Here is a 22,905-nt window from a genome sequence, read left to right as displayed (position 1 = left end):
TCGATTGCAACTTTAAATAGATAGATTCAGAGTCAATTGTGGTGCCCGAGTGAGGAGGCCTTGGATAGCTATTGTTATTCTTGTGGTCGGAATCTTTTTGATGCTGGAGGGATCCAAGCTTTACACCGTTTCGTTCATGACAGACTTGGTCATGCTTGTCGTTGGCGTAGTCCTCACCATTTCCTATCTACCGCTGATAGGAGACTGCTTGGAAAAGAGGTTCGGAGGCAACTCCATCGTAACCTATCTGCCCATTCTGGCAACGTTGGGCGCGGGATTGCTTTGGCAGTCAGTCTCCAGGGCTCTGGCTTTGATGGATAGGGTGATATTTGTCGGAGTTGGGATCGTCTTAATCGTTTCTTCAATGGTTTACCTTCGCCGCGCCATGAAATTAAGACCGAGATAACCTATCGGTGTTAAAGTACTCCTCGGCTAAAGTGTCCCGTCGTGTAACCTTTCTTAATGTTGTGATCGTCAAATGGTTCAAAGTTCAGTATCTTTCGGTAGATGCGGATGAATTTGTCCACTTCTTTTTCAACATCGATGTAGAAGTATTTTATGCCGGCCCGAACGTAATCTCGAGCCTTGTTGAAGAGCCCCAGCTGTTTCCAGTTGAGAATCTCAGTGATGCCGTGATTGATTCTAACCCTGAAGCGCCTGCCTTGTTCGTCGACGAGTTCCTTAACCCCTAATTTTTGTTTGCTGCTCATCAGGATTATGTCTCCATGTATCATCACGATGAAACGCTTATTTTTCAGGGAGATCGTCTCTTTAAAGTTAAGCTCGGGGGAGATGATGGGGACGCCTGGGTAACATTGAAGATCGACATCGTTGAAACAGTTGAAGGAATAATCTAAGTGCAGGTCAAACCCACTTAAAAATTTTAACAGACCACGGTTACCTACCAGCACGCCGGCGGGCTCTATTTGGCTTATTTTTTCAGCTATCTCGGTCACTTGCTTGTCGGAGAGGATTCGTGGCGTGTAAACAAAGAAACGGGATTTCCTCATCAAGTTTTTAACTTGCTTGCAATCCTCCTTGAGGACATCGTAGTAAACCACATCAGCTCCGGCCCTTTCGGCGGCTAGGACCATTTCCTTATCGTGTGCTTTGACAAAGATCATAATCCTTGAATCGTTTTCAACGGCCTTAAACTTAGGTAAGGTGATTTTTCTCGGCCTGAGTCTGGGCTCCACAGGCCATATTTCCTCACCCAGTTCAAGCTTGATGTCAACTGACGAGGTTTTGTAGACCGGAGATCCGTCTTTTGCTCCCTTGATATCAATCTCGACCTCATCGCCGGTGAAAGCTTGGCTGACCTCGGTGCCGTCCTTTAAGATCTTGTTTACTTTGTAGCCAATAATGTCACCGTTAATCCAGATAGCCACACCATCACCGATTTTCAGGTCAGCCCTGAGCTTCAATTTGCCGCCTTTGAGAGTGCCTAGGAACAACCCCCGATTCATCGGCCTCTTTGGGTCCACAACGTTATCGTTAAAGGCAAAGCCCGTGGTGAATCCTCTGTTAAAGACCACCATGAGGTCTTCGATATCTTTTCTCTCGATGTTGAACTTTCCCTGATAGTAGGCGTCGATGTACTTACGATAGATTCGTGCCACGGTGCCCACGTAGAGAGGGCCCCTCAGCCTTCCTTCTACCTTCATGGAAGTAACGCCGGCCTCGATGATCTCAGGAAGCTTTGGCAGAAGGCAGAGATCCATGGTGCTCAGCGGATATCTGTTGTTGTATTTCTTTCGGCAGGGCTGGGCGCACATCCCCCTGTTGCCGCTTCTGCCGCCCGCAAGCGAGGAAAATAGACACTGTCCACTGTAGCTGAAGCAAAGCGCCCCATGGACAAAGACCTCAGTGGGGAATTTCTGAGATATTGCTTTTATCTCATCATAACTCAGCTCCCTGGCGAGAATGACTCGGTCGATATCTTTAGGTATGGAGTAGCTGTTGACCGTTGTCGCCTGGGTGGACAGATGAATGCCCAAATCGGGAAAGTTTTGCCTGAGCAAAGGGACAAAACAGGGGTCTTGAATAATGATGGCATCCGCCTCCGCTGAATAGGCCACGTTTATTAGCTTGAAATAGTCCTCCAGCTCCTCATTTTTGACCAAGGTGTTAAAAGGCCACGTAGACTTTAACCTCCCTCTCGTGGCAGTAGTCTACCGCACTGAAGATTGTTTTTTCGTTAAAATTTTCGGCCAACATCCTAGCGTTGAATCTACTTAGGCCGAGGTAGATGGCGTCGGCTCCATTTTTTACTGCGGCCCTTAAGCACAGCTCATCTCCAGCGGGCAGAACCAGCTCCACTCTCGACATCCAGTCGATAATTGAACCTCGGTTTGTAAAAGACTTGATCCACATGATATCGGTGCGCCGCCACTTATTTTGGAGAAAACGCGGATTGGGATTTAGGGGATTCGATGAATATCTCGTCAGGAGTGCTGTTTGGGCTGGTTGCGATGCTTTCTTGGGGGATAGCTGATTTCTTTGCCGCCAGAGCAATTAGAAGGGCCGGAGTGTTCAAAACACTTGTCTGGGGTCAAGCGGTTGGCCTTCTCGTTTTAATCGCCGTGGCTTTTTTAGTCGGTCTTGCCGTTCCATCATTTTACTTGGTGATAATCATTTTGCTCGCGGGATTTCTTAACGTGGTCGCCTGTTTGGCTTTTTATCATGGACTGCAGGTTGGTAAGGTTTCCATAGTCAGCCCAGTTTCGGCCTCTTGGGTTGTGGTCACGGTCATTTTGAGCCTAGCTTTTCTCGGCGAAAACCTTTCACGGTCGCAGGCGATCGGAGTTGTTTTGACCATTTCCGGAGTTTTTTTGACCTCATTTAAATTCCGTGACTTGCTAAAGCTCAGGTTGAGAAATCTTGCCACCGGGGCGCAATTTGCAGCGATATCGATGGTGGCCTGGGGCGTACACTATATTTTCATTGATGTTCTCGTAGCCGAACTCGGTTGGTTTTTACCAGTTCTCTTAGTCAAGGCCGTCACCGTCTTTAGCTTGCTGATGTATTCAGGTTTTGCAAATAGAGACATCTCTTACCCCAGAAGCTTCGTCCCGATGGTAGTGGTAGTCGGAATTCTGGAGGCCACGGCTTTCACCGCTTATGGAGCGGGCGTAGCTTCAGAGTTCACCGCGATCGTGGCTCCAGTCGCGGCCACTTTCCCTGTCGTCACCATCCTTCTGGCGAGGATATTTTTCAAAGAAATGGTGGAGATTAACCAGAAGATAGGCATCTGCGCTGTTTTGGTCGGGTTGGTTCTGCTGTCGATATAATAGCAGTGTCGGTATTGGTAAATTATTTAAGCTAATTCGCGGCCGTGCGTAATAAGCCGGTTGAAGGTGCGCTTTGGAATTTACTGATCAGAGATTGGGAAGGAATCGAAATTTGGAACGGGTTTATCCAGCCAGGTTCTAACTTATCAATTTTAGCTTCTTCAGACCATTAATGATTTGATTGGTTATCAGTTCCGGGGGCGCATCCACGGAATTGCAGGTGACGGTGATTATCGGTAGCCTTTTTCTATAGTACTCCAAAAGAGGCTCGGTCTGTTTTTCATATACCCTAAACCTTTCCTCGATGACCTCTTCTTTGTCGTCATCTCTTTGGAATAAAGGCCCGCCACATTTATCACAAATTTCGTCCACCTCTGGCTTCAGAACCAAGAGGTTGTAGACCTCCCCGCAGTTCCGGCAGATTCTCCTCGCCGATAGCCTTTTCACGATGATTTCCTTCGGTACCGCTAAGTTGATGCAGGCATCTATTTTCACGATTTTATCCAGGGTCTTGGCCTGCTCCAGCGTCCTGGGAAATCCGTCAAGAATGAAGCCATTTTTACAGTCAGGTTGATTGATCCTTTCTTTTATTACCTCGATCACGATTTCATCTGGAACCAGCTGGCCGTCGTTTAGGTATTTTTTAATTCTTTTCCCCAGTTCCGTCCCCTCTTTAATCTCATTCCTAAAGATATCACCCGTGGAGATGGCCGGGATGCTAAGCATCGATTTTAGCCTTGAGGTCTGAGTGCCTTTGCCCGATCCCGGTGCTCCTAGCATTATCAATTTCACCTTCATCGCCTCGTCAAATTTTCCGGTTCAAGAATCTATTTGAGCACCTCTATAATAAACTGTCGTAAACTGAGGAAAGGCTCTTGAGAGTTGAGAGATACGGGGTTATTGAAGGGGGTGAGCGGATTATCGAGATAATAATCTTTATTTTGGGCTTTTTCTTAGGGATCCTTCTCTGTTTTCTCTATCTGCGGGAGCGGTTGTCGGTCCAATTTGAACGCTGGAAGTCGGAATTCGAGTGGAGGATCAGGCAGGAGGTTCTTGAGAGAAGCCGGGCGGCGCTTAAGGGAAAGATAGGTGAGCAGCTCGCTCCGCTATTGCCCATTTTCAAGCACGAGCCCGCCGATGCTAGATTTCTGGGCTCCCCAGTGGACTATGTGGTTTTCGATGGCTATAAAGAGGGGGAACCAAGAAGAGTAACTTTCGTCGACATTAAGACCGGTAAGAGTGCCGAACTCACGCCGCTGCAGCGGAGACTCAAACAGGTGATCGAGGCGGGCAAGGTAAGTTGGGAGACAATTCATTTGGGTGAACTGGAAGGCGAATAAATTTAATGCTTTTTTTGAACATGGAATTATTTCAGAGACCAAGTGCGGTTAAAGCGATATTCTTTGCTCCGGCGAAGAAGAGCATGCAGGGCAGCATGAGCACCCCCATGCAATGGGTTCTTTTTACTTTGGTTAAAGCGGGCAGCGTTCCAACTGCTGTGGCCGTAACCAGCACCAGAATCCCGATTAACCCAGAACAGTAAAAGGTAAGTCCCAATATAAAAGTCATGACGGCGACACCGAGGCCCCGGTAGGGTAGTCGGTCCATGTGCCCGGCGGCGAGCTTTCCCAGTTGGAGCTCTAGGATAGCGGCAATGCCTCCGGCGAGTAGAGCCACACCAATTATCAGCAGCGGGTTGACGTTGCCGGCCTCCATGATCTTCTGGACAGCAACGGCAGCCCCGCTTCTGGCCCTTCCGATGGCAAAAATCGCGAGGAAGGAAAAAATGGCCTTAGAGGTGTTCACGCTGCTTACTGACAGCAGAAATTCTTCGGTGCCCCTAGAGCGGGCAACCAGCTGGGCCAGCACGGTACCTTGGGAGGGGCCGATGCTTGGCACAATTCCGGTTAGGATTCCAGCGGCAGTCCCAGCGCAGACAGGTTTCAGACCAGTTTGGATTTTAATCGCTTTCTCATCCGTGTATTGTTCAGGAAGTGAGCTGCAGTTGATAATGCTGGGCAGCAGCACGCTGGCTCCGAAAAGTCCTGAGAGTAAGGGCAGCAGCGCGGTGTCAGCAGGCATGATGCCGGAGTCAAGGGAGACAAGGCCGAGTAGCCCCGACACTAGAAAAATTGCTAACGCCCAGACAATTTTATTCCAAGACCTCTCTAGGGAGATCATTACACCGGTGACGGCGAGGAGCAACCAGTGCATCAGTGGCTTGATGAGGTCATAAATCGGACCAAGGGCAGGCATAAACGGCAAGGCCAGCGCCGCGGATAGCATCACACCACCCAAGCAACCGGTTGCCGAGAGCCTGATTGCCTGATATCCTCTCCCCTCGAGGAGAAGTCGGTGGGCAGGCAACACGGAGAGTTCGGTGCCCTCTTCAGGCGCGGCGAGGAAAGTTGAGGGAATATAACTTATGAAAGCATTTGTGATCGACATCGCGACTATCAAGGCCACCATCTCCCTCGAGGCACCGGCGGCCAGAGCGATCAAGATCGGGGTCAGGTTGTTGACGTGGAGTCCTAGTATCAGTCCGGTTAACGTTCCCAGCGCCACACCCGCCATGACGTAAGCGAGCGTTTCCAGCATCTAAGCATCCTCAACCAAGTGCAGATGCGAGGCATTGGTCAGCTTTAGCTCAACCTCCCCATTGTAGAGCTGAATCCAGCCATCAACTCGGACAGTATCGCCGACGTGAACCTCAGGTAAACCATCCTCGGCGATCCAAGAGGGGACGAAAACCGGCAGTCTGTTCCCGTCATTCTCCAATGTTAGCACCAGGTTACCGCTCCCAACGATTTCTCGCTTGGAAATTATACCTTGTACCTTGACCGGAGCGCCTGCATTTTCTTTGCCGATTTCAGAAAGCTTTGTCGGTGCCGTGTGCACAATTTTGACATGCTTGGCCCCCTCCGGGATTACCTCAAGTTCTCCTTGGTAAAGGGCAACTTCTCCGGTTATTTCCACGATGTCAAGAAGTTCAATTGATTCTTCGAGCTGCGAACGAGTTCTGGAGAATATCGGCACATTGACCAGCCCCCCGGATTTATCCTTCAGCTTGAGAAAAAGGTGGCCCTCCTTGTGGTCACGGTAGTCGACAACTTGACCTGAAACGGAAACTCTGAGTCCGATGAAACTTTCGTTCAGGCTAGCGATTGGGGTTATCTTGGGTCGGACTGTAACAGCGGCCGCGTATATAGCAACCAAGCCCACCAAGGAACATATCAGGCTTAGCTTGGTCGTGTTCACCTCCACTTTCACCCGCCGGAGCTTTGCGCGCGGGGCATTAATAAATGAAGAATATCGGAAAGATTAGCTTATATAGTCACTGGCGTTGTTTGGTTGACAACACCTGAGAAAACACTGGCGTGGTCCCGCTAGTTTTCTGGTTAGGCGATAATTATTATAACCCGTGGGTTTAGTTAATTTTGACCTTTATGTTTGGATTCACCGGAACCGTCGTGGGCCTGAGATGCAAGGAGGGCATAGCGCTAGCCTCTGACACTAGAGGGACCTCTTATTATCTCGTGGTTAGCAAGAGGGTTCCCAAGCTGTTCAAGCTGGATGATTTCATCGGTGCCGCGATTTCAGGAAGCTCCGGCGACATCCAGAGCTTTGTGAGCCTGCTTCGGGCCGAGGCCAACCTTTACCGGTTGAATCGGGGTCGTCCCATCACGACCAAAGGTCTAGTCCAGGTGGCGTCGAACCTCCTCTTTGGCAGGAGAATTTTTCCTTACATAGTCGCAGGTGTTATCTCGGGAATAGACCCGGAGGGGCCTTGTCTATACTTCCTTGACCCCGTCGGTGGGAAGATCGAGGAGGAAAAGTTTGCCAGCGCCGGAACAGGGTCGACGATTGCCTACGGTGTGCTCGAGCAGATGTACCGGGACGATATGTCGCTAGAGGAATGTGCCAAGCTGGCGGCGCAGTCGATAAAAACGGCAATAGAGAGGGATGCGGCCACAGGCGAGAAGACGATGGTGGCGGTCATCGATAAGAACGGCTACCGGGAACTCTCTGAGGAAGAAGTTGCCAAGCTACTGAAGTAAGTTTTTAAACAACCTGGCTGCACCTATCTGAAGATGTGGAACAGGTAGTCCGTTTCGTTGCGAAGAACATCCTTGTAATTTATCGCCTGCTCCAAGCTTTTGATCTCAGTTTCCACGACGACGGTTTCTGCCTTTTTTATTTTAGCTAGCCTAGCGTAGTGTTCCAGATTATAATGTTTCATCATCCCCAGTTCTAGGTGCAATGGCGGCCGCAAGGTCATTTCTTCTGGGACATAGTCGCTCAGATGAAGCTCCTTGATATAATCGGGCGATATTGATGCAAGGGAGCTTTCCGGATGTGCCATTGTTTGTCGGGTAAATTCAGCATTGGTCAGCCAATTTCCAATGTCAAAGTTGAAGTAGATGGGCACACCCTGCTCCCTTACTCTTTTCACCAACCTGAGGCATTCATCGATTTCATAGCAGATGCCATCGAAGGCGACGTTGTTCTCCAGGTGAAGGGCTAGGCCCAGCTCGTTGGCAAATTTTCCCAGTTCCACCAAGCTGTTGACCAAAGAGTTGTGTACCATCTCCCTATAATTCCCGGTCCTGTTTTCAGCAGGAACGTTTCCAGGGCATAGACTCACATATTTTGCGCCGATATCAGCGGCGAGTTGAATGTGCTTTTTTTGAATCTCCGTTGCAGCTTCCCTGTCCTCTTCCCTGAGCGAGCCAATGCCCCCGTTGGTGAATGAGTGGGGCAGGTTCACGGACAAAGTCAGCTCGTTTGCTTTAGCCAGTTCGTTGATGCGCTCCCTTTTTTCAGGGTAAAAATCCAAGTAGGCATCGGTGGAATCCAGCTCGATTTCAAGATGGGACATCCCGAGATCAGTAATTATCTCAATCTGCCTTTCAACGTTCAACTTGGCTTTTTTTAGCACTTTTGGATTTATTGAACTTAAACTTAGCTCCCCTTTAATGAAGGCGAGCTTTTCCCGCTCGTCTAGGTGCTCTATCAGGAGGCAATTTTTGAAGTTTCGGCCGAGGCTAACCATTTTTATCCCAGTATAAACTATTACTCTACTTTTTACGCTTTACGGGAGTGTTAGTGACCGTCAGTGGGCAACTTTATGCCCGTCATTATGACTCAGGCCTCTTATTTTTTAGCAAGATCGGACTTAAATGGCCCAGTAGCAGGACTCCCCAGAAATGGCAAGAGGTTCGTCCGGAATCTCGACTAGGGAGATCGATAAAATGTTTTCAATGACTTTTCATTCCAAAGCCCTACGTCCCTGCTCGGTCGGTTTGAGCCTAGAGTCCAAGTAACCCAGCATCTGGAGCCTTCTTATCTGTCCTTTGGCCACGATTAGCGGCATGCCAGCAGCGGAGGCCGCCCGGTCTATCGAAGCTCCCTTATCCAAGGCCTTCATTATTGTTCTTCCGGCTTCACCAACCAAAATTTCGTCCGCGATTCTCCTCTTCACTGCGGGGTCTATGTTCGGCCTAGCGTCCATTATTCGGGTGAGAAGCTCAAAACCTTCAACATCGCCGTATTTGCTTCGAAGCACCTTTTGGGAGATGGTCGAGCCAGCTATGGCTGCGCGAAGGCTCTCCAAGTCTCTCAGAAATTGAAATATCTCTTGATGGCGCCTCAGCTTGCCTTCTTCACTGAGCCCAAGGGCGTTGCGCAGCGATTCATTGGCTTCCCTCAATAGCCTGAGTTCCTCACGCTGGGCCTCGATCTCCTGTTGTAACTTGCGCTGACGTGAGCCACCACCTGAGTAGAGTATCCAGCCCAGAAGAATTAGAATGATTGCGACAAGGAAGATTTCGATCCAGATATCAACTGTCATCCCATCTCCCATACAAGTTTGAGCGTAGGGGGATTTAAAACTACAGGGCACTTCATTATCTTCTGGGAAACAGAGAAGGCGGGTGAGAAGTTGCCCTTTTCAGAACTCAGATGTCTCAGGTGCGGGAGAAGATACCGGCCAGCCAAGGACCTATATGTCTGCAGGAGCTGCGGCGGGAAGCTCGATGTGATTTACGATTATCAGCTCATTGCGGAGGAAATCAATAGAGAAAAACTCGCCAGAAGAAAAAGTGGTGTCTGGAAGTATTTTGAGCTGCTGCCGTTGATGAACCGGAAAAATATTGTGTCGCTTGGAGAGGGGGGGACGCCACTAATTCCGGCGACAAGTCTGGCGAAGGAGCTAAAGGTGAAGCACCTCTATTTAAAGGACGAGACCAGAAACCCGACCTCTTCGTTCAAGGATCGGCCCATGAGTGTGGGCGTATCAAAAGCTGTGGAGTTTGGGGCTCGCGCAGTGGTGTGTGCTTCAAGTGGTAACGCCGCTGTAGCTCTATCCGCTTATGCGGCCAAGGCGGGCATCAAGTGTCACGCCTTTGTTCCCGCTGGCGCCCCAGAGAGCAAAGTAGCTCAGCTTTTGATGCACGGTGCTCATGTCGTTCAGCCCAAGGAGCGCAGCAATGGTGACCCGACCTACAAGCTCATGCAGGAATCTTGGAAGAAATTCGGCTGGCATCCGATCCCCAGCGGTGGGGCCTTCAACCCCTATCAGCCCGAGGGCTCGAAGACAATTTCCTATGAAGTCTGCGAGCAACTGGGCTGGCAAGTGCCCGATTGGGTAATCGTCCCCACCGGAGCCGGCACGCTTCTTTCGGGCAATGCTAAGGGTTATTTTGAATTCCAGCAGATGGGTCTGACAAGGGAAGTGCCACGCCTCGTCGCGATTCAGGCTGAGGGTTGTGCTCCGATTGTCAAGGCATTTAAGGAAGGCACGCCACCATACGAGATACAACCGTGGCCCAACCCGAAGACGGTAGCGGGCGGACTGGTTGATCCCTACCCTTGGGACGCCGATACCGCAATCCCCGCGATCAAGCGCTCCAATGGAACAGCAGCGTCCGTAAGCGACGCGGAAATACTGGAAGCCGTTAAGCGCTTGGCCAGAAGCGAGGGTATTTTTGCTGAGCCTTCCGGAGCAGCCGGTCTGGCGGGATTGAAGAGGTTGTTGGATGAAGGCGTTATCTCGGGTTCCGATATCGTTGTGGTCGAAGTCACAGGCGGTGGGCTCAAGGATGTGGCCACCGCGATGAAAATGGTTGAGAAACCGGTAATGATAGATTCAAGGCTAGAGCAGTTGCGAGAGCTGTTAGTAGAAATGGGAAAAAGCGGCACTAGGATTTTGGCTTGATCAATTGAACAAGCGTCTGTTTATAAAAATTGACTTGAATGAAAATGTATTGGCTTCTTGGAGGTCTGGTGTGGGTTGATTCACACGTCCCAGAAACGTCTGGTGCGTGAGTAAATTCTTTCCGCTTGAAGGATGTCTCGGTAAAAGGCTTCATCCGAGGAGTTTTTGCTGAGAATTCTGGCCGCAGTCTGAGGCCCAATGCCGCGGCCGGACAGGGCGATCACCGCCCGTTTTCCGTAGCTCAGGACCAAGTTTGCGGCCTGGAAAGACCGCTTAACCCGGTGTTCTTCTTCCCGGTTGAGCTTTGTCCCCGCCGCATGTTTTTTTATTGCCAATAAAAGTACGCGATTTTCTCGAGGCAGCAGGGTGATCAGCCTAGCCCCGCAGTTCTTGCATATCGGAGGGTCCTCGACGCGCCCGACTCTGGTGGTTGTAGACCATTGGTTGCAGTTAAGACAGTGAAGCCTGACAATTTGTTGGTCCAAACGCCTAACGAGAGCGCGGATGATCTCCCGCTCAGCCTTTTTGGGCAGAATTAGTTCACTCCCCGATATTTCGTTCAACACAGGCCAGGCTAACGGCGTCGGTTCTTCGCCGCTTAACGTCGAGATTCTGATGGCCCCTGATCTTAGAAGCCTGAGAATTTCCACAGTTTTCTCAACGTCGAGTTTTTCCACCGTCATCTCCTTCAGAGCCTCCTCGTAGATTGGTGTACCCTCGAAATGGACCACCAAACGACGTAAGTTTAACTGAGTCAGGTCGGCGTCCCTCTTTATCGCCCCAGATCTCTTCGCAACTTGAATTAAACGCCACCTGAACATTGGGCTGTCTTTCAAGGCTATCCTTAGGAGGGGTAACAGATGCTCCGGCTTGAGTTCAGTGATAATCGTCTTGATAAGTTCCGGATCGGCTTTAACCGCCAGCTTGAAGGCAATTCGATAGGGGTCAACCTTTACAGTGACGCTAGCCCCCGTTCTTGCTGTCAGCAGGGCCGCTAAAATCAATGCCATGGTCTGGTTGACGAGACTACCGAAGCAAGCGTGCAGGACCACAAAGTTACCGCTAGCTTCGACTAAGATATCTTCATGCGTGGGAACGGTACCGCTGGTAACTTGCTCATTAATATACTCCACCAACCAACCCGCAGCTTGGTTGTCCACTGGGTATTCCTTGGCAAGTACAGAAACTATCTCTTCGCAAGCGTGGCCCTTTTTTAGCAATTGAGATATCTTCGACCTAAGGGAACCAACTTCGTGGGCGACTTCAAAAGGCACCGGAATTAGCTCTCCTTCCCAGGCCGGAATGGCTCCCAACAGGTCGTTGCTCGGCTCGACCAACACTTGCCCACGTTCGTTATCAATTTCAATTATTTTCCAAGCTTCGCCCTTCATTATGAAGGTTAGATCTTGGTCCCCGTGATAGGCGACAAATTCCTCATCCAAAGTGCCAACTGTTTTTCCTGAGACGATGTCCTTTATCGTGTAGCGCCGGGTGTCCGGTATCATTGACAAATTGGTGAAATAGTAAGAAAATCCGGGTTTGCGGGGCCTAAAATGTTTGTCTTCTAATCTCACCATGCCTTCTGAATCAAGTTGTTTTAACACCCGTTCAGCAGTAGCCGCGTCCAAACTCTGGTATGGTCTGGCCCTTTTCAACAACGAGACGGCCTCCTCGATGCTCGGTCTGCCCCGATCCAAGGAGATCCCGACCAGTTGGTGGGCCAAGACATCCAGCGGGAGGCAGTGGAATTTTTCTGGCTCTAGTTCACCCAACAACGTTTTCTTTCCGATGATCATAGCTTCGGCAACGTCGTCCGGGCTGGCCGCGATTATAATTCCTTCCGAGCTAGCTTCGGCACGATGGCCTGAACGGCCCACTCGTTGAATTAATCTAGTCACTTGGCGCGGCGACATGTACTGGACCACCAAATCCACCGCCCCAATGTCGATTCCAAGCTCCATGGAGGAGGTGCAGATGAGTCCTCTCAGACGGCCGCTGCGGAAGCCCTCTTCAGCCTCGATCCTGATTTCCCTAGCCAAGGAACCATGGTGGATGCCTACCTTCAGCGATGGTTCGAGCAATTTAAGGCGAGATCCCAATGTTTCTGCTGTCTCCCTAGTGTTGACGAAGATCAGGACTGAGCCATGTTTATCGATCAGCTCATGAAGCCTTCTGAACCTCGCTGCCATCGTGGGGTCAACAGAGAGGCGCTCCGCAAGCCCGATATCATTTTTGGATGGCAGGGGGCTCTCAATCCTGATTTTAATCTTCTTCTCCATCGAGGCATCCAGAATCTCCACTTGGCGGTCAGAACCAACCAGAAACTTTGCTATCTCATTTTTTGAACCGACTGTGGCCGAGAGTCCAATGCGCTGAAAATTGCCGGCTATTTCCGAGAGGCGCTCCAAACCCACAGCTAGCTGAACCCCACGCTTGTCAGTGGCCAGCTCATGTATTTCATCTATAATCACCCACCGAACGCTTTTCAGGTGTTTTCCGATAATTTTTCCAGGCAGTATGGCTTGAAGAGTTTCTGGCGTCGTGATCAACATTTTGGGTGGTTCCATTTTCTGCTGCTGCCGTTCGCCCGCTGGTGTGTCGCCGTGTCTGACCGCGACAGTGATTCCCAGAGCTTCACAGATTTTCGTGAACCTGCTGAGCATATCACGGTTCAGTGCCCGGAGCGGGGCGATGTAAAGTATCTCGATTCCTGCGGCCCGCTTTTGCGACAGGTAAAGGCTAAGTACCGGAAGAATGGCGGCCTCGGTTTTTCCAGTACCGGTGGGAGCAACCAGTAGCACGTTTTTTCCGCCTAGGATAGCGGGTAGGGCCAGCTCCTGTGGCTTGGTGGGGCTGCTAATCCCCATGCCCTTGATGACCCGCCTCACCGGCTCTATCAACTGGGAAAAAACATCCATTTATTCAGCTCAAACGATGTATTTAATTGAGGTTATAAATCCAACGATGCTGATACGCATGCTTGAAAATAGAATACTGAAGCTGCCGGAAAGTCTGCGTCCAAGGCTTCAGCGACCATTGGGCATACTGTATACCAACCTAGACGATGTTTTTGATCGTCTTCGTAGAATCAGGCCCAACAGGTTGATCACGGTCGGCGATATGGTAACCTATGGCTTTCTCATTGCCGGGTTTAAACCCGACATCGCTGTGATAGATTTAGTTATCATGAGAACTCCGGCTGGTGAGGAGATTAAGTCAACATTAGAATCCTTTGAAGCCAAAGTTATTCAGGTTAGGAACCCTGCCGCCTCGATATCTCCGGAGCTCTGGAAAGCGGTGGAGTCGGCAAAACCGCCCACAAAGATCATCGTGGAGGGTGAAGAGGATCTTGCCACAATCCCGGCGGTGCTCACCTCACAGGATGGGTCGGTTGTGGTGTACGGACAGCCAAGACAAGGAGTCGTTTTGATCGAGGTCGATGAAAAAAAGCGCCAAGAATTTCGGGAGATCCTGAGCCAATTTGAGGGATGATACAACCGGCGATCTTACCCAACCCAAATAATTTAAAACGTGGGGTTTATTTTGGTATAGTTCTATTGAGAAGGGGATAAAAGTGAAGATTGAAGTGATCAAAAGGACAGAAAATCCATTGCTTAAGAGGGTCGAGGTCGAGTTTAGGATAGATCATTCGGGGGCCCCGACTCCCAGCCGACTTGAAGTCAAGCCTCAGCTGGCATCAATTCTGGGAACATCTGAGGAACTTCTGGTGGTTGAGCGGTTCACTAGCTCACATGGTCGTCAGGTGGCAACTGGGGTGGCTCGTGTCTACAGCACACGTGAGCAGCTGGAGTCTATGGAGCCCGAGTATCTGTTTAAACGCGGCGTGCCTAAGGAGGAAAAAGCCGCTGAGGCGAAGCCGGAGAAGAAGGCGCCTCCAACTAAGAGCGAATCAAGTAAAGGAGAAGGATAAATATGGCCGAGAAGGTTAAAGCATCGAAGTCGAGGCTATACAAACTGAATGGAAAAACCTTGAAGCGTCAGAGACCTCAGTGTCCCCGTTGTGGTCCAGGAGTGTTCATGGCGGACCACAAAAACCGATGGTCCTGCGGCAAATGCGGGTACACGGATTTTAAAAAGTGATTTCCACTCTTGTTCCTAGGACTTCGCTGGCAAGCTTCTGCAAGTTGTTCTTTCTGGAAACCAGTTCTTCTTCCTTCAATTTAACCCTGTTTTTGAGTTCATCGACAGTGTTTTGAGCCTCCTTGCGCTCCTCCTCAAGCTTTTTTATCAAGTTTTCCAGTTTGCCGGCTTGATCGAATACAGGGCTTTCAGATTCCTTTTTCTTGGTTTCAGCATTTTCCACCAAAGTGGCTAAATTATTTTTGATGTTCTTCAGCCTCGACGGTAGAAAACGTGTTGCGATCTCTAAGTTTTTTCTTTCTCGCTTATCTAGATCTATCTTACCGGAGTTGGCGAGGTTAGTTGTTTCGTGGAGAAGTTTCTCAAAAAGGGTTAGCTTCTCATCGGAGGAAATCAACTCTGTGGGTTCATATATACAAATTTCTAGAATCCTTCGAGTCTCTGGGCCCATTTGATATTCACCGGCGTCTAAGATTTTTTCCAGTTTTCGAAACGGCCGGTTCAACTCAGAGATTAAGCTTGTTGCCGTTTCCTTTTCTCTGTTTATTTCGTGCCTAGTTCTCTCAAGTTCTTCAGCCGATTCAGTTATCTTTTTAAATTCTGGACTTCCCTTAAGTCGAGCGAGTTGAGAAACTGCTTCATTGATTTCGGCATCAATCTTTCTGCTGTTGTCTTGCAAAGAAGCGATGTTTTCCTTAATTTTCTCCATCTCCAGCTGTATCTGCTGATAGGCTGAAATTTCCGAAATGAGATCATCTAAAGCTTTCATTTCGCCGATAATCCTGTTGAGAATCGATTGAGTTTGCGTGACTAGTTCGTACAGTTTGCGCAAGTGGAACTCAAACTCAGAATATTTTTTTACGAATACCGCCCTCACATAGCGTCCGTGTGCTTTCATAGCGTCGCCGATGATGCTAGTGGCTTTAGAAAATCTTTCATTTATCTTCGGAATAGAAGCCCCCGTGAGTTCCTGTGCGCACTCCATGATGGTGATGGCTCGCGAAATCTTCTCGTAAAAAAGCTTTCTGGCCTCAATCGCTGTTTTCACGAGACCATAATGAACCGCCTCGTCCGGGTCTGATCTATGAAGCTCTTTCAGGCTTTCAGAGAGAGCGGCACATTCTTTGTTAGTCTCCTGCACTAGGGCGCCCAATTCTGGCCTACTTTTTTTAATTTTTTCCTCCTTCAAAACTATCACTCGTTTTCGCAGAGAATCCACGGTTAATCTTTCCACCATGGGTTCAGGCGATGGAGGCCTGCTGAAAATTCTTTTTAAGAACATTGATACCAATTATCTCCAAACGTTTTTTAGTTTATTGCACCGGTCGCTTCCTTTAAATTGGTCATTTTTGAAGACTAAAGTTTTTTCAATTTTAGGCAGACGTGGGCCTGTTTGTTTCCACAAGCGGCGTAAAAATTTGGTTTTAAATTTGATCAAAAGCGAAAAAGTTATATCTTATGTTTCGAGAGTTTTAACCATGAATCTTCTCGTGCCGAAAAATATGCGCTTTGAGTGCCAGCGATGTGCCAGATGCTGCGGCGACACATCGCATCGCGGCAGAAACCTGCTTCTGACCAAAAGTGAGGTCGAGGAGATCTCCGAAAAAACTGGTTTGAGTCCTCTCGCTTTCGCGACACCGATTTCAAATAAAGGAGCTTATCAATACAAGATGAAAAAGAGGGGAGGTAAATGCCTTTTTTTGGATGGTAAAGCTTGCAGAATTTATGATATTCGTCCTTTGGTTTGTCGCTTTTATCCCTTTTCAGTTTGTAAGAAGGATAACAAATATATTTTCAATTTTGCTGATGATTGTCCTGGCATTGGGTTGGGAGAGGTTTTGTCCGAGGAGGTTTTTGAAGATTTGGTCACAGAGGCGCAGTTTAAATTAAAGACTAGCTGAATTGTTATTGGTGATTTAAATGAGGGAGGCCCCAATCTACGTTGAGGAAGAGGAAGACGATTTCGAGAGCGAGGAAGATCTAACCATGGAGATAAAGAGAAGCGTGGTGGAGTTTGTCGTCAGGAGATTCGGACTGTACAACTCGGCCGATATTGCCAAGGCCTTAAACTGGAAGGTCAGGGAGGTCAATCAAGTACTGAAGCATTTGGAGTGTTCGGGAAGAGTCAGGCGCGAAAAGATGGGGAGAACCTTCATTTGGATGCCGGTTGAGGAGCGCCACATCAGCCCCATGTATTACTAGCGACACATCAGAGTTGTGGCCGGTTTTAGGCCAATTATATCTCCACCCAAACTTATATTTCGCTACAGCGATTTTTCTAAAGTGATATCATGGTCCATATGGTCGACATTGGGGGGAAAAAGAAGGAGTTTCGAATGTCTCGTGCCAGCGGCTTCATCCGTCTTAAGAAAGAAACCCTGAAAAAAATACGATCAAAGGAAGTACCAAAGGGAGATGTTTTTGCGGTGGCGCAGACGGCGGCGATAATGGCTGTGAAGAGGACAACCGATATGATTCCTCTTACCCACCCCATCCCGATCACAGGTGTTGATGTTGACCTCAAGATTGAAGACAACGGCGTCCGTGCCGAGGTGGAGGTAAGAAGCGTCGGGCAGACTGGAGTTGAAATGGAGGCTTTAGCTGGGGTGGCCGGAGCGCTTCTAGCTATCTGGGATATGGTGAAAGGGTTGGAAAAAGATGAGGCGGGTCAATATCCAACCACAGCTATAGAAGAGATTCGCGTGGTTAAGAAGGTGAAAAGTTGAGTTTTGAGGAACACAGAAAAAAAGCACCGAAAAAGCTCAGGATCGCCGTGCTTGTGGTCAGCGACACGAGGTCGGCAGCGATGGAGAAAGGACTGGATGAAGATGTTTCTGGAAAGATCATCGTCCAGAAAGCTCGGGAGTCCGGTCATGAAGCGCTGAGGATGATAGTCCCTGATGAAAAGACGAAGATTCGCCGAGCGGTGAAGGAATTTTTAAAGGATGACAGAATCAATGCAATAATAATCACCGGTGGGACGGGCATCGCTAGGAGAGACGTCACAATAGAGACGATAACCCCGCTCTATGAGAAGGAGCTCCCAGGTTTCGGAGAGATTCTTCGCCGGGTCGGTTATGATATGGTGGGGACACCCGCTTTACTGACTCGAGCGTCTGCAGGCATAATCAAAGGCAAGCCAGTTTTTTGCCTTCCCGGAGCCCCTAATGCCGTCGAAACCGGCATGAGTTTGATCCTTCCTGAACTGGGGCACATCGTCAAGCATGCGCGTGAATGAGATGTCAGTCAGAATGCGCGGCTTCTCCCAGTACACGAGGCTTTCCGAGGCGCTTAAGATAATATTCTCTAAGATAAAACCGCTGGACTCAGAAAGCGTGTCATTAGAAAAAGGTCTGGGCCGAGTTCTTGCTGAGGACGTGGTTTCTGAGGTTAATGTTCCTCCGTTCGACCGCTCCGCCGTTGATGGTTACGCTGTCAGGGCAAGCGATACCTTCGGGGCCAGCGTGCAGAGACCGGTGGAACTGCGCGTGGTGGGTTCCGTTGAGATCGGCTTTCAGCCCAAGCTTCGTTTGAAAAAAGGTGAAGCGGCAAAGATAATGACCGGTGCCGTGATGCCTTTGGGGTCCGACGCAGCGGTGATGGTCGAGAATACCAAGCTGGATGGCAATAGACTTAAGGTGTTCGTTTCAGTCACCCCAGGCAAGAATGTCTCAGCCATGGGTGAGGACGTCCGTGCCGGCGAGATTGCCTTGAAAAAAGGCCAGTTGCTCCGCCCTCAGGAGATAGGAATGTTGGCGGCGATAGGCAAGTTAAGGATAGAAGTGGTCAGAAAACCTGTTGTTGGGATATTAGCCACAGGCAGTGAATTGGTGGAGCCCGGCGAAAAACCGCCTCCAGCGAAGTTGGTTAACGCAAACGCCCATTCACTCTCGGCCTGTGTTCAAAGTTGCGGTGGGCTACCGAAAATCTTAGGAATCGCTCCGGACGATTTCGAAGTCATCAAGCGAACTCTGCGTAAGGCGGCTGTATACGACATGGTTATTGTTTCCGGTGGCAGCTCCGTTGGGGAAAAGGATTTGGTTCCCGACGCAATAGCCGAAATCGGTGAGTTACTCTTCCACGGGGTGGCGACCAGGCCAGGGAGCCCCTCGGGTTTTGGGATAGTTGGAGGAAAACCAGTTTTTGCCCTCTCAGGGTTCCCGGCAGCGGCACTGGTGGGGTTTGAGCTTCTGGTCAGACCAGCCCTTTTGGCAATGCAGCGTCTACCTCCCGATTTTGGTCGTTGCCGTGTCCGGGCCAAGCTGGCGCGCAAGATTAGTTCTGCTTTGGGCAGGCTTGAGGTGGTGAGAGTCTGTTTGAGGCGGGAGCAGAGGGCAATTTTAGCCGAGCCGATAGCGATAACTGGCTCTAGTGCTTTCAGCTCAATGACCAGAGCAGACGGTTTTATAATGGTGCCGGAAAATGTGGAAAGACTCGAGGCCGGGCAAGAAGTGGAAGTAGTGTTGTATTCTTGAAGTCATGTGAGCGGTTTAAGCTCGGGTGACGATTGGAAGACAAACCCGGCAGTGTTTTCCATTTCCCACCAGGGAAGCATCTGGTAAAAGATAACATAATCTCCGAACTGAACTCTCCAAGCAGGGTAAGTTGATACCTTTGTCGTTACTGCGGAGGCCTGAATTTTGGCGTCTGATGGCACGACCACGATTAAGTTGTCGCTTACACGACTCCATGTTCTAGATCTGAGATGTTTGAGAACTGCTTCGGGAGCGTGCAACCATCCAGTTAGATAAGCGTTCTCTAGCGATGGGCAGGCCATCCAATTAAAGTTGTCATCAATTGCGGCGACTTCCAGAGACACAACGACCCACCAGTTTTCGATCGCTCCAATCTTGGTCAGGTTTTCACTGCCGGTGACGCGCATGATGATATCTTCGGCATCTTTTCTTATCTTTACCAGAATGGAGCTTTCACTTTCCCAAGTGTAGGCTAGAACGGCCAAATTTTCTTCAGGGTAGTGTTCCTCCGTGTTAAAATAAGCGGCAACGATTGCGGCGGCTTCTTTGGGTGACTTTTTGGAGAAGTGGTAGAACTGTGGCGGTTCTGTGGCTGAAACGCGGATCATTTTATCCGGACTTGCTGTTATGGGTGAGGCGCTGATGATGATGGTATTTCCGTTGAACATGAAAAAGATTCGGCCTCCGGGTAAGAAGTTTTCGTCCTCCACAGTGATGGTGGAGTTAACCAAGGCTGAATAAGAGACCCCCGCTCTTCTGCCCGACAGGATGTTCACCACAAAAATGCTGTTATCCTTTACGTTGATGGAGTAGGTGCTGCCACCTAGGTCCTTCGGTAGGTCCATGTAGTACAGCCCCCCGGATGTTGAGTTAAAGGCAGTCTTGGCGAGTTCATCCACAAGTGATTCAGCCTGCTGATCGACCAAGGCATTAAGCTGCTGATCATACACGGAGATGAACAAAATGGCGAACAGCATGGCTAGAGTAGAACCAAATAATATTATCAGGGGCAGATTGTGGGCGCCTTTTTCATCAGCTTGTACTGACATATACTCCATCCTCAGAACGGCGGATGATAAGGTTTAATTTTTGCCCGCTGTATTCGACCCCGCTGACTTGGATTCCTACAGGAAAACTCCTTGAATTGCTGCCAATTTTTATTGTCACTGAGTTGTCATGGAATGCGAGTTCACATCCTGCCGGAACGAAAATTTCCATATATTCAGTTGCCCCGACATCTTGAGATGCCATGGCTCTGATTCGCTCGGCCAGAGTTTGGGCTTGGAATTCAAATTCCCTCTCGGCAGCGCCCTGCTGATAATTGAAATACATGGCAAAGCCAAAGCCGATGAAAATGGCAGCGAGAACAGCCATGGCTAGATAGTCTAAGGCCCCCATGTAATCAAAGTTAATCTAGTTAGATGTTCTAAAAGGATTAATTGTGACTTCACTATTTTTCCGGTAACGGGTTACCTGGGGAAGTGGACGAGTTCCATAACTTGGTGGAAGAAGTATCACTTGAATTCATGTTGCTGAAATTTATCACGACACCAACAATAAAATTAAGAGCAAGAATTTATTCAGAATTGGGGCAAAAATGGAGGTTTTTGAGGCCATCCGGGTGCGTAGGTCAATTCGGGCCTACGAGAAGGTACCGGTCCCAAAGGATAAAATTGAGAAAATCCTTGAAGCGGCACGTTTAGCCCCTTCGGCGAAAAATGTTCAGCCTTGGTACTTCATCGTAGTCACCGATGCCGAGAAGAGGGAAAAGATCGCCAAAAGCGGCAGGTTTGCCGGTTTTCTCAAGGAAGCACCTGTTGTGATAGTTGGCTGCGGCGATACCAAGTCCTCACCAAAATGGCATGTGGTTGACGTTTCCATTGCGATGCAAAATATGGTCATAGCGGCCACGGCGGAGGGGCTGGGGACCTGCTGGGTGGGCAGCTTTGATGAGGACTTGGTTAAGGATATTTTAGGAATCCCGGATCACTATAAGGTGATTGCACTTTTGGCGTTGGGATATCCCCGCAAAAAGTTCGATCTGATGGCAAAGCTACTTCATCTGGTCCGTAAAAAGAAGCGCTTGAATCAGATAGTCGGATTTGAGGAGTTCCAAGGTTAACTTGGGAACTTCAATCACCCGTCTGTCTGGTGGGGAATTTCTCCTCTCTCTCGTCAACCCAAGCATATTTCCGCTGCAGTGTCTTGGGATAGTATTTTCTCCAATCGTAAGAAACCTTTTTAGCCCAGTTAACAAAAGCCCGCGGATCGATGTAGCTTTTGAGGGAGGTTCCCAAGTTGTAGTCTCTTGTGGCAGTTGCGAGTTCAACTTTTAATTTGGCTTCCTTTATCTTCTCCTTTAGTTTTTTCATCTGTCTTTCTCGTGCTGGCGTTTTTGGTTTTTTCATGACTTCTTCAAGCTTTGCCTCAAGTGCTTTTACTCTCTCCTTCTTTTTTTCTAACGAGATCTCCCAGTTTTTCGGAAGCTTCCTCTTGTGGTTACAGGTAATCGCAGCTTCAAGGTTTGCCATGGTGGCCACATATTTCTTTTTGAATTCAGGATCCTCTGGTTTCACCTTGCTCTTGCTAAGGAATTCTCTGACTACCTTGGTGGCGTGGTAGGTTCGGAAAACTTTTGCCGTTAACCAAGGAGCAACTTCGCCTAGAAAATCATTTACCATCTCCGAGCGAATGCCTTCAAAAATTGGCTTGTCAGGTCCGTTGATGAAGGATTTCAGGTTCCGGATTACGACGGCTGGTGGCTTGAGGCTCTTCGTCCATCTCACGGCGTCCTTTCCTAAAAAATCGAATTTTACCGTGTCCGAGTCTTCGAACTGTACATGACAGCCTCGTAGAGTTGTGGCTCCAACAGTATCTGCTTCATCCTCGTCCTTTTCGTCACCCACCCTCATCTTCAAAGTGTCGATGAGGTAGGCAACCGTGGCTATCTTGCGGCGCATGACGTCCTCTGAATTGAGGTTTTCATTTATGTGGGTTCGAACCTTGTCTATGATTTTTTCAAGTTCGTTAGCCTTGTCAAATTTGTCCTTCTCGCGTTCTTGTTTGAAAAAGGCGCTGTCAGCCACCCAGACGTATTTCAGTTCACCAGTCAGTTTATCTCTCCACTTGGCTATCCATAGAGATTCGGGCTCGAAGACCCTGCCACCCCAGCTGTGCCCTACTGGTGTCGGTGGCGTGGGTGCATCTTCCGAGAGATTGAGGATAATGTCCTCATAATTCACTCTCGGTTTCCATCTCCCTCGTAGCGGGTGCGAGCCACGCCCCATGAATATACAGGGTGGCTCCACGGTGTAGTTGGCGATCTCCACCTGCTGTCCATTTACTTCAGCGTAACCATACTTCAGTTTGTTTTCCTCCCGGGCTTTCTTTTTGGCTTCCGCGAGCTTCTTCTTTTCTTCACGGCTCATGTTTTCCTTTTTTGCTTTTTCACTTTCGACCCACTTGATGATCTCCGAGAAATCGAACTCCTCGATGGGCACCGGCTCCTCAAGGCCTAGTGCTTTCGAGAAATCGGTGCCGAAGTTTTTCGCAAAAACGGGATCTTTCACGTAGTCAGTTCCAAGTTTTTTGACCCAAGCCACAGCCATTTCCTCCTGTTCCGGGCTCAGCTTTATTGTCTTTCCCCGCAACCTAATGGAGAAGCCCATTGGCTCATAGGTAGGGATTATGACTCCGTTGTGCCGTAGCTTTTCTATTCTGAACTCCGACACCATATTATCAACTTATCTTAAACTAATCTGGAGGTATAAAAACGATTTTGAGGTTTACAGGTTAAACTTTCACCACCAACTCGCTATTTATA

Annotated in this window: 26 protein-coding genes; 14 read left to right on the top strand and 12 right to left on the bottom strand. The window is 49.2% G+C overall.

The genetic code is table 11. The features are described from left to right. Positions 1-49: 49 nt before the first annotated feature. On the top strand, positions 50-406 hold the full coding sequence (locus tag QXT02_RS03330; protein ID WP_342811925.1) for a hypothetical protein: 357 nt from the start codon (positions 50-52) through the stop codon (positions 404-406). Between the two features lie 10 nt (positions 407-416). Here the strand turns inward: QXT02_RS03330 and QXT02_RS03325 are convergent, their stop codons facing one another. Both QXT02_RS03325 and QXT02_RS03320 read right to left on the bottom strand, forming a co-directional pair. After that, positions 417-2,123, bottom strand: a complete 1,707-nt coding sequence (locus QXT02_RS03325) for a U32 family peptidase (RefSeq protein WP_342811924.1) — start codon at positions 2,121-2,123, stop codon at positions 417-419. A gap of 4 nt (positions 2,124-2,127) precedes the next feature. Continuing rightward, positions 2,128-2,328 (bottom strand): hypothetical protein, encoded by a 201-nt coding sequence (locus tag QXT02_RS03320; RefSeq protein ID WP_342811923.1) that lies wholly within the window; start codon positions 2,326-2,328, stop codon positions 2,128-2,130. 104 nt (positions 2,329-2,432) lie between these two features. On the opposite strand from QXT02_RS03320, the gene QXT02_RS03315 reads away from it, so the two are divergent. Continuing rightward, the gene (locus QXT02_RS03315) at positions 2,433-3,290 is read left to right on the top strand and encodes a DMT family transporter (protein WP_342811922.1); all 858 of its coding nucleotides are present in this window, start codon (positions 2,433-2,435) and stop codon (positions 3,288-3,290) included. A gap of 138 nt (positions 3,291-3,428) precedes the next feature. Here QXT02_RS03315 and QXT02_RS03310 read toward each other — a convergent pair whose 3' ends face one another. Continuing rightward, entirely contained in the window at positions 3,429-4,082 is a 654-nt protein-coding gene (locus QXT02_RS03310) for an adenylate kinase (protein WP_342811980.1), read from the bottom strand. Between the two features lie 83 nt (positions 4,083-4,165). Between QXT02_RS03310 and QXT02_RS03305 the strand changes: the two genes are divergently transcribed. Next, a complete protein-coding gene (locus QXT02_RS03305) occupies positions 4,166-4,630 on the top strand; it encodes a Holliday junction resolvase-like protein (RefSeq protein ID WP_342811921.1) in 465 nt (154 codons plus the stop codon). A 31-nt stretch (positions 4,631-4,661) separates the two neighbouring features. Here QXT02_RS03305 and QXT02_RS03300 read toward each other — a convergent pair whose 3' ends face one another. Together QXT02_RS03300 and QXT02_RS03295 are read right to left on the bottom strand one after the other, a co-directional pair. Continuing rightward, the gene (locus tag QXT02_RS03300) at positions 4,662-5,888 is read right to left on the bottom strand and encodes a tripartite tricarboxylate transporter permease (RefSeq protein ID WP_342811920.1); all 1,227 of its coding nucleotides are present in this window, start codon (positions 5,886-5,888) and stop codon (positions 4,662-4,664) included. Further along, complete coding sequence (locus QXT02_RS03295; RefSeq protein WP_342811919.1) at positions 5,889-6,560, bottom strand: OB-fold nucleic acid binding domain-containing protein; 672 nt, start codon at positions 6,558-6,560, stop codon at positions 5,889-5,891. A 176-nt stretch (positions 6,561-6,736) separates the two neighbouring features. Here QXT02_RS03295 and QXT02_RS03290 point away from each other — a divergent pair, with 176 nt between their 5' ends. Continuing rightward, positions 6,737-7,348, top strand: a complete 612-nt coding sequence (locus tag QXT02_RS03290) for a proteasome subunit beta (protein ID WP_342811918.1) — start codon at positions 6,737-6,739, stop codon at positions 7,346-7,348. 23 nt (positions 7,349-7,371) lie between these two features. Here QXT02_RS03290 and QXT02_RS03285 read toward each other — a convergent pair whose 3' ends face one another. Then, positions 7,372-8,343, bottom strand: a complete 972-nt coding sequence (locus QXT02_RS03285; RefSeq protein WP_342811917.1) for a sugar phosphate isomerase/epimerase family protein — start codon at positions 8,341-8,343, stop codon at positions 7,372-7,374. Positions 8,344-8,559: 216 nt separating this feature from the next. Further along, complete coding sequence (locus QXT02_RS03280; protein WP_342811916.1) at positions 8,560-9,141, bottom strand: hypothetical protein; 582 nt, start codon at positions 9,139-9,141, stop codon at positions 8,560-8,562. A gap of 90 nt (positions 9,142-9,231) precedes the next feature. On the opposite strand from QXT02_RS03280, the gene QXT02_RS03275 reads away from it, so the two are divergent. Further along, complete coding sequence (locus QXT02_RS03275; RefSeq protein ID WP_342811915.1) at positions 9,232-10,506, top strand: threonine synthase; 1,275 nt, start codon at positions 9,232-9,234, stop codon at positions 10,504-10,506. 80 nt (positions 10,507-10,586) lie between these two features. Here QXT02_RS03275 and QXT02_RS03270 read toward each other — a convergent pair whose 3' ends face one another. After that, positions 10,587-13,424: a DEAD/DEAH box helicase gene (locus tag QXT02_RS03270; RefSeq protein WP_342811913.1), complete on the bottom strand. Its 2,838-nt coding sequence runs from the start codon at positions 13,422-13,424 to the stop codon at positions 10,587-10,589. Positions 13,425-13,440: 16 nt separating this feature from the next. Between QXT02_RS03270 and QXT02_RS03265 the strand changes: the two genes are divergently transcribed. From QXT02_RS03265 to QXT02_RS03255, 3 genes are all read left to right on the top strand, one after another. After that, positions 13,441-13,998: a GTP-dependent dephospho-CoA kinase family protein gene (locus tag QXT02_RS03265; RefSeq protein ID WP_342811912.1), complete on the top strand. Its 558-nt coding sequence runs from the start codon at positions 13,441-13,443 to the stop codon at positions 13,996-13,998. 82 nt (positions 13,999-14,080) lie between these two features. Further along, on the top strand, positions 14,081-14,437 hold the full coding sequence (locus QXT02_RS03260) for a 30S ribosomal protein S24e (protein ID WP_342811911.1): 357 nt from the start codon (positions 14,081-14,083) through the stop codon (positions 14,435-14,437). A gap of 2 nt (positions 14,438-14,439) precedes the next feature. After that, positions 14,440-14,607 carry a 30S ribosomal protein S27ae gene (locus tag QXT02_RS03255; protein ID WP_342811909.1) on the top strand — a complete coding sequence of 56 codons (168 nt, stop codon included), beginning with the start codon at positions 14,440-14,442 and terminating at the stop codon, positions 14,605-14,607. On the opposite strand, the gene QXT02_RS03250 is transcribed toward QXT02_RS03255, so the two are convergent. Then, positions 14,597-15,844: a hypothetical protein gene (locus QXT02_RS03250; protein ID WP_342811908.1), complete on the bottom strand. Its 1,248-nt coding sequence runs from the start codon at positions 15,842-15,844 to the stop codon at positions 14,597-14,599. The two genes, QXT02_RS03255 and QXT02_RS03250, sit on opposite strands and share 11 nt — an antisense overlap. Before the next feature lie 241 nt (positions 15,845-16,085). Between QXT02_RS03250 and QXT02_RS03245 the strand changes: the two genes are divergently transcribed. The 5 genes from QXT02_RS03245 to glp all read left to right on the top strand — a co-directional run bounded on the left by QXT02_RS03245 (position 16,086) and on the right by glp (position 19,082). Next, complete coding sequence (locus QXT02_RS03245; RefSeq protein WP_342811907.1) at positions 16,086-16,508, top strand: YkgJ family cysteine cluster protein; 423 nt, start codon at positions 16,086-16,088, stop codon at positions 16,506-16,508. A gap of 19 nt (positions 16,509-16,527) precedes the next feature. Further along, entirely contained in the window at positions 16,528-16,809 is a 282-nt protein-coding gene (locus QXT02_RS03240; RefSeq protein WP_342811906.1) for a hypothetical protein, read from the top strand. Between the two features lie 89 nt (positions 16,810-16,898). Continuing rightward, positions 16,899-17,333: a cyclic pyranopterin monophosphate synthase MoaC gene (gene moaC, locus QXT02_RS03235; RefSeq protein ID WP_342811905.1), complete on the top strand. Its 435-nt coding sequence runs from the start codon at positions 16,899-16,901 to the stop codon at positions 17,331-17,333. Further along, complete coding sequence (locus tag QXT02_RS03230) at positions 17,330-17,845, top strand: MogA/MoaB family molybdenum cofactor biosynthesis protein (protein WP_342811903.1); 516 nt, start codon at positions 17,330-17,332, stop codon at positions 17,843-17,845. Before moaC ends, QXT02_RS03230 begins: the two co-directional genes overlap by 4 nt. A 1-nt stretch (position 17,846) precedes the next feature. Then, a complete protein-coding gene (gene glp / locus QXT02_RS03225) occupies positions 17,847-19,082 on the top strand; it encodes a gephyrin-like molybdotransferase Glp (protein ID WP_342811902.1) in 1,236 nt (411 codons plus the stop codon). Positions 19,083-19,084: 2 nt separating this feature from the next. Here glp and QXT02_RS03220 read toward each other — a convergent pair whose 3' ends face one another. Both QXT02_RS03220 and QXT02_RS03215 read right to left on the bottom strand, forming a co-directional pair. Continuing rightward, positions 19,085-20,131, bottom strand: coding sequence for a hypothetical protein (locus QXT02_RS03220; protein WP_342811901.1), 1,047 nt, complete (start codon positions 20,129-20,131; stop codon positions 19,085-19,087). After that, entirely contained in the window at positions 20,115-20,480 is a 366-nt protein-coding gene (locus QXT02_RS03215) for a hypothetical protein (RefSeq protein WP_342811900.1), read from the bottom strand. Before QXT02_RS03215 ends, QXT02_RS03220 begins: the two co-directional genes overlap by 17 nt. Positions 20,481-20,679: 199 nt before the next feature. Here QXT02_RS03215 and QXT02_RS03210 point away from each other — a divergent pair, with 199 nt between their 5' ends. Next, positions 20,680-21,204: a nitroreductase family protein gene (locus tag QXT02_RS03210; protein ID WP_342811899.1), complete on the top strand. Its 525-nt coding sequence runs from the start codon at positions 20,680-20,682 to the stop codon at positions 21,202-21,204. Positions 21,205-21,214: 10 nt separating this feature from the next. On the opposite strand, the gene QXT02_RS03205 is transcribed toward QXT02_RS03210, so the two are convergent. Beyond that, positions 21,215-22,816 carry a DNA topoisomerase I gene (locus tag QXT02_RS03205; RefSeq protein ID WP_342811898.1) on the bottom strand — a complete coding sequence of 534 codons (1,602 nt, stop codon included), beginning with the start codon at positions 22,814-22,816 and terminating at the stop codon, positions 21,215-21,217. Between the last annotated feature and the right edge of the window lie 89 nt (positions 22,817-22,905).

The sequence above is a fragment of the Hadarchaeum sp. (SeqCode) genome (genome assembly GCF_038871235.1).
Classification (GTDB): domain Archaea; phylum Hadarchaeota; class Hadarchaeia; order Hadarchaeales; family Hadarchaeaceae; genus Hadarchaeum.
The sequence above is the reverse complement of the archived record's forward strand: the minus strand, read 5'-3'. Positions and strand labels throughout refer to the sequence as shown.

What these genes read in the sequence shown, in the direction of transcription:
- QXT02_RS03220 (WP_342811901.1), bottom strand. Translation starts at nt 20,131, where the DNA reads ATGTCAGTACAAGCTGATGAAAAAGGCGCCCACAATCTGCCCCTGATA.
- QXT02_RS03210 (WP_342811899.1), top strand. Translation starts at nt 20,680, where the DNA reads ATGGAGGTTTTTGAGGCCATCCGGGTGCGTAGGTCAATTCGGGCCTAC.
- QXT02_RS03280 (WP_342811916.1), bottom strand. Translation starts at nt 9,141, where the DNA reads ATGACAGTTGATATCTGGATCGAAATCTTCCTTGTCGCAATCATTCTA.
- QXT02_RS03270 (WP_342811913.1), bottom strand. Translation starts at nt 13,424, where the DNA reads ATGGATGTTTTTTCCCAGTTGATAGAGCCGGTGAGGCGGGTCATCAAG.
- QXT02_RS03245 (WP_342811907.1), top strand. Translation starts at nt 16,086, where the DNA reads ATGAATCTTCTCGTGCCGAAAAATATGCGCTTTGAGTGCCAGCGATGT.
- QXT02_RS03265 (WP_342811912.1), top strand. Translation starts at nt 13,441, where the DNA reads ATGTATTTAATTGAGGTTATAAATCCAACGATGCTGATACGCATGCTT.
- QXT02_RS03250 (WP_342811908.1), bottom strand. Translation starts at nt 15,844, where the DNA reads ATGGTGGAAAGATTAACCGTGGATTCTCTGCGAAAACGAGTGATAGTT.
- QXT02_RS03215 (WP_342811900.1), bottom strand. Translation starts at nt 20,480, where the DNA reads ATGGGGGCCTTAGACTATCTAGCCATGGCTGTTCTCGCTGCCATTTTC.
- QXT02_RS03290 (WP_342811918.1), top strand. Translation starts at nt 6,737, where the DNA reads ATGTTTGGATTCACCGGAACCGTCGTGGGCCTGAGATGCAAGGAGGGC.
- glp (WP_342811902.1), top strand. Translation starts at nt 17,847, where the DNA reads ATGTCAGTCAGAATGCGCGGCTTCTCCCAGTACACGAGGCTTTCCGAG.
- QXT02_RS03300 (WP_342811920.1), bottom strand. Translation starts at nt 5,888, where the DNA reads ATGCTGGAAACGCTCGCTTACGTCATGGCGGGTGTGGCGCTGGGAACG.
- QXT02_RS03320 (WP_342811923.1), bottom strand. Translation starts at nt 2,328, where the DNA reads ATGTCGAGAGTGGAGCTGGTTCTGCCCGCTGGAGATGAGCTGTGCTTA.
- moaC (WP_342811905.1), top strand. Translation starts at nt 16,899, where the DNA reads ATGGTCCATATGGTCGACATTGGGGGGAAAAAGAAGGAGTTTCGAATG.
- QXT02_RS03240 (WP_342811906.1), top strand. Translation starts at nt 16,528, where the DNA reads ATGAGGGAGGCCCCAATCTACGTTGAGGAAGAGGAAGACGATTTCGAG.
- QXT02_RS03205 (WP_342811898.1), bottom strand. Translation starts at nt 22,816, where the DNA reads ATGGTGTCGGAGTTCAGAATAGAAAAGCTACGGCACAACGGAGTCATA.
- QXT02_RS03285 (WP_342811917.1), bottom strand. Translation starts at nt 8,343, where the DNA reads ATGGTTAGCCTCGGCCGAAACTTCAAAAATTGCCTCCTGATAGAGCAC.
- QXT02_RS03315 (WP_342811922.1), top strand. Translation starts at nt 2,433, where the DNA reads ATGAATATCTCGTCAGGAGTGCTGTTTGGGCTGGTTGCGATGCTTTCT.
- QXT02_RS03255 (WP_342811909.1), top strand. Translation starts at nt 14,440, where the DNA reads ATGGCCGAGAAGGTTAAAGCATCGAAGTCGAGGCTATACAAACTGAAT.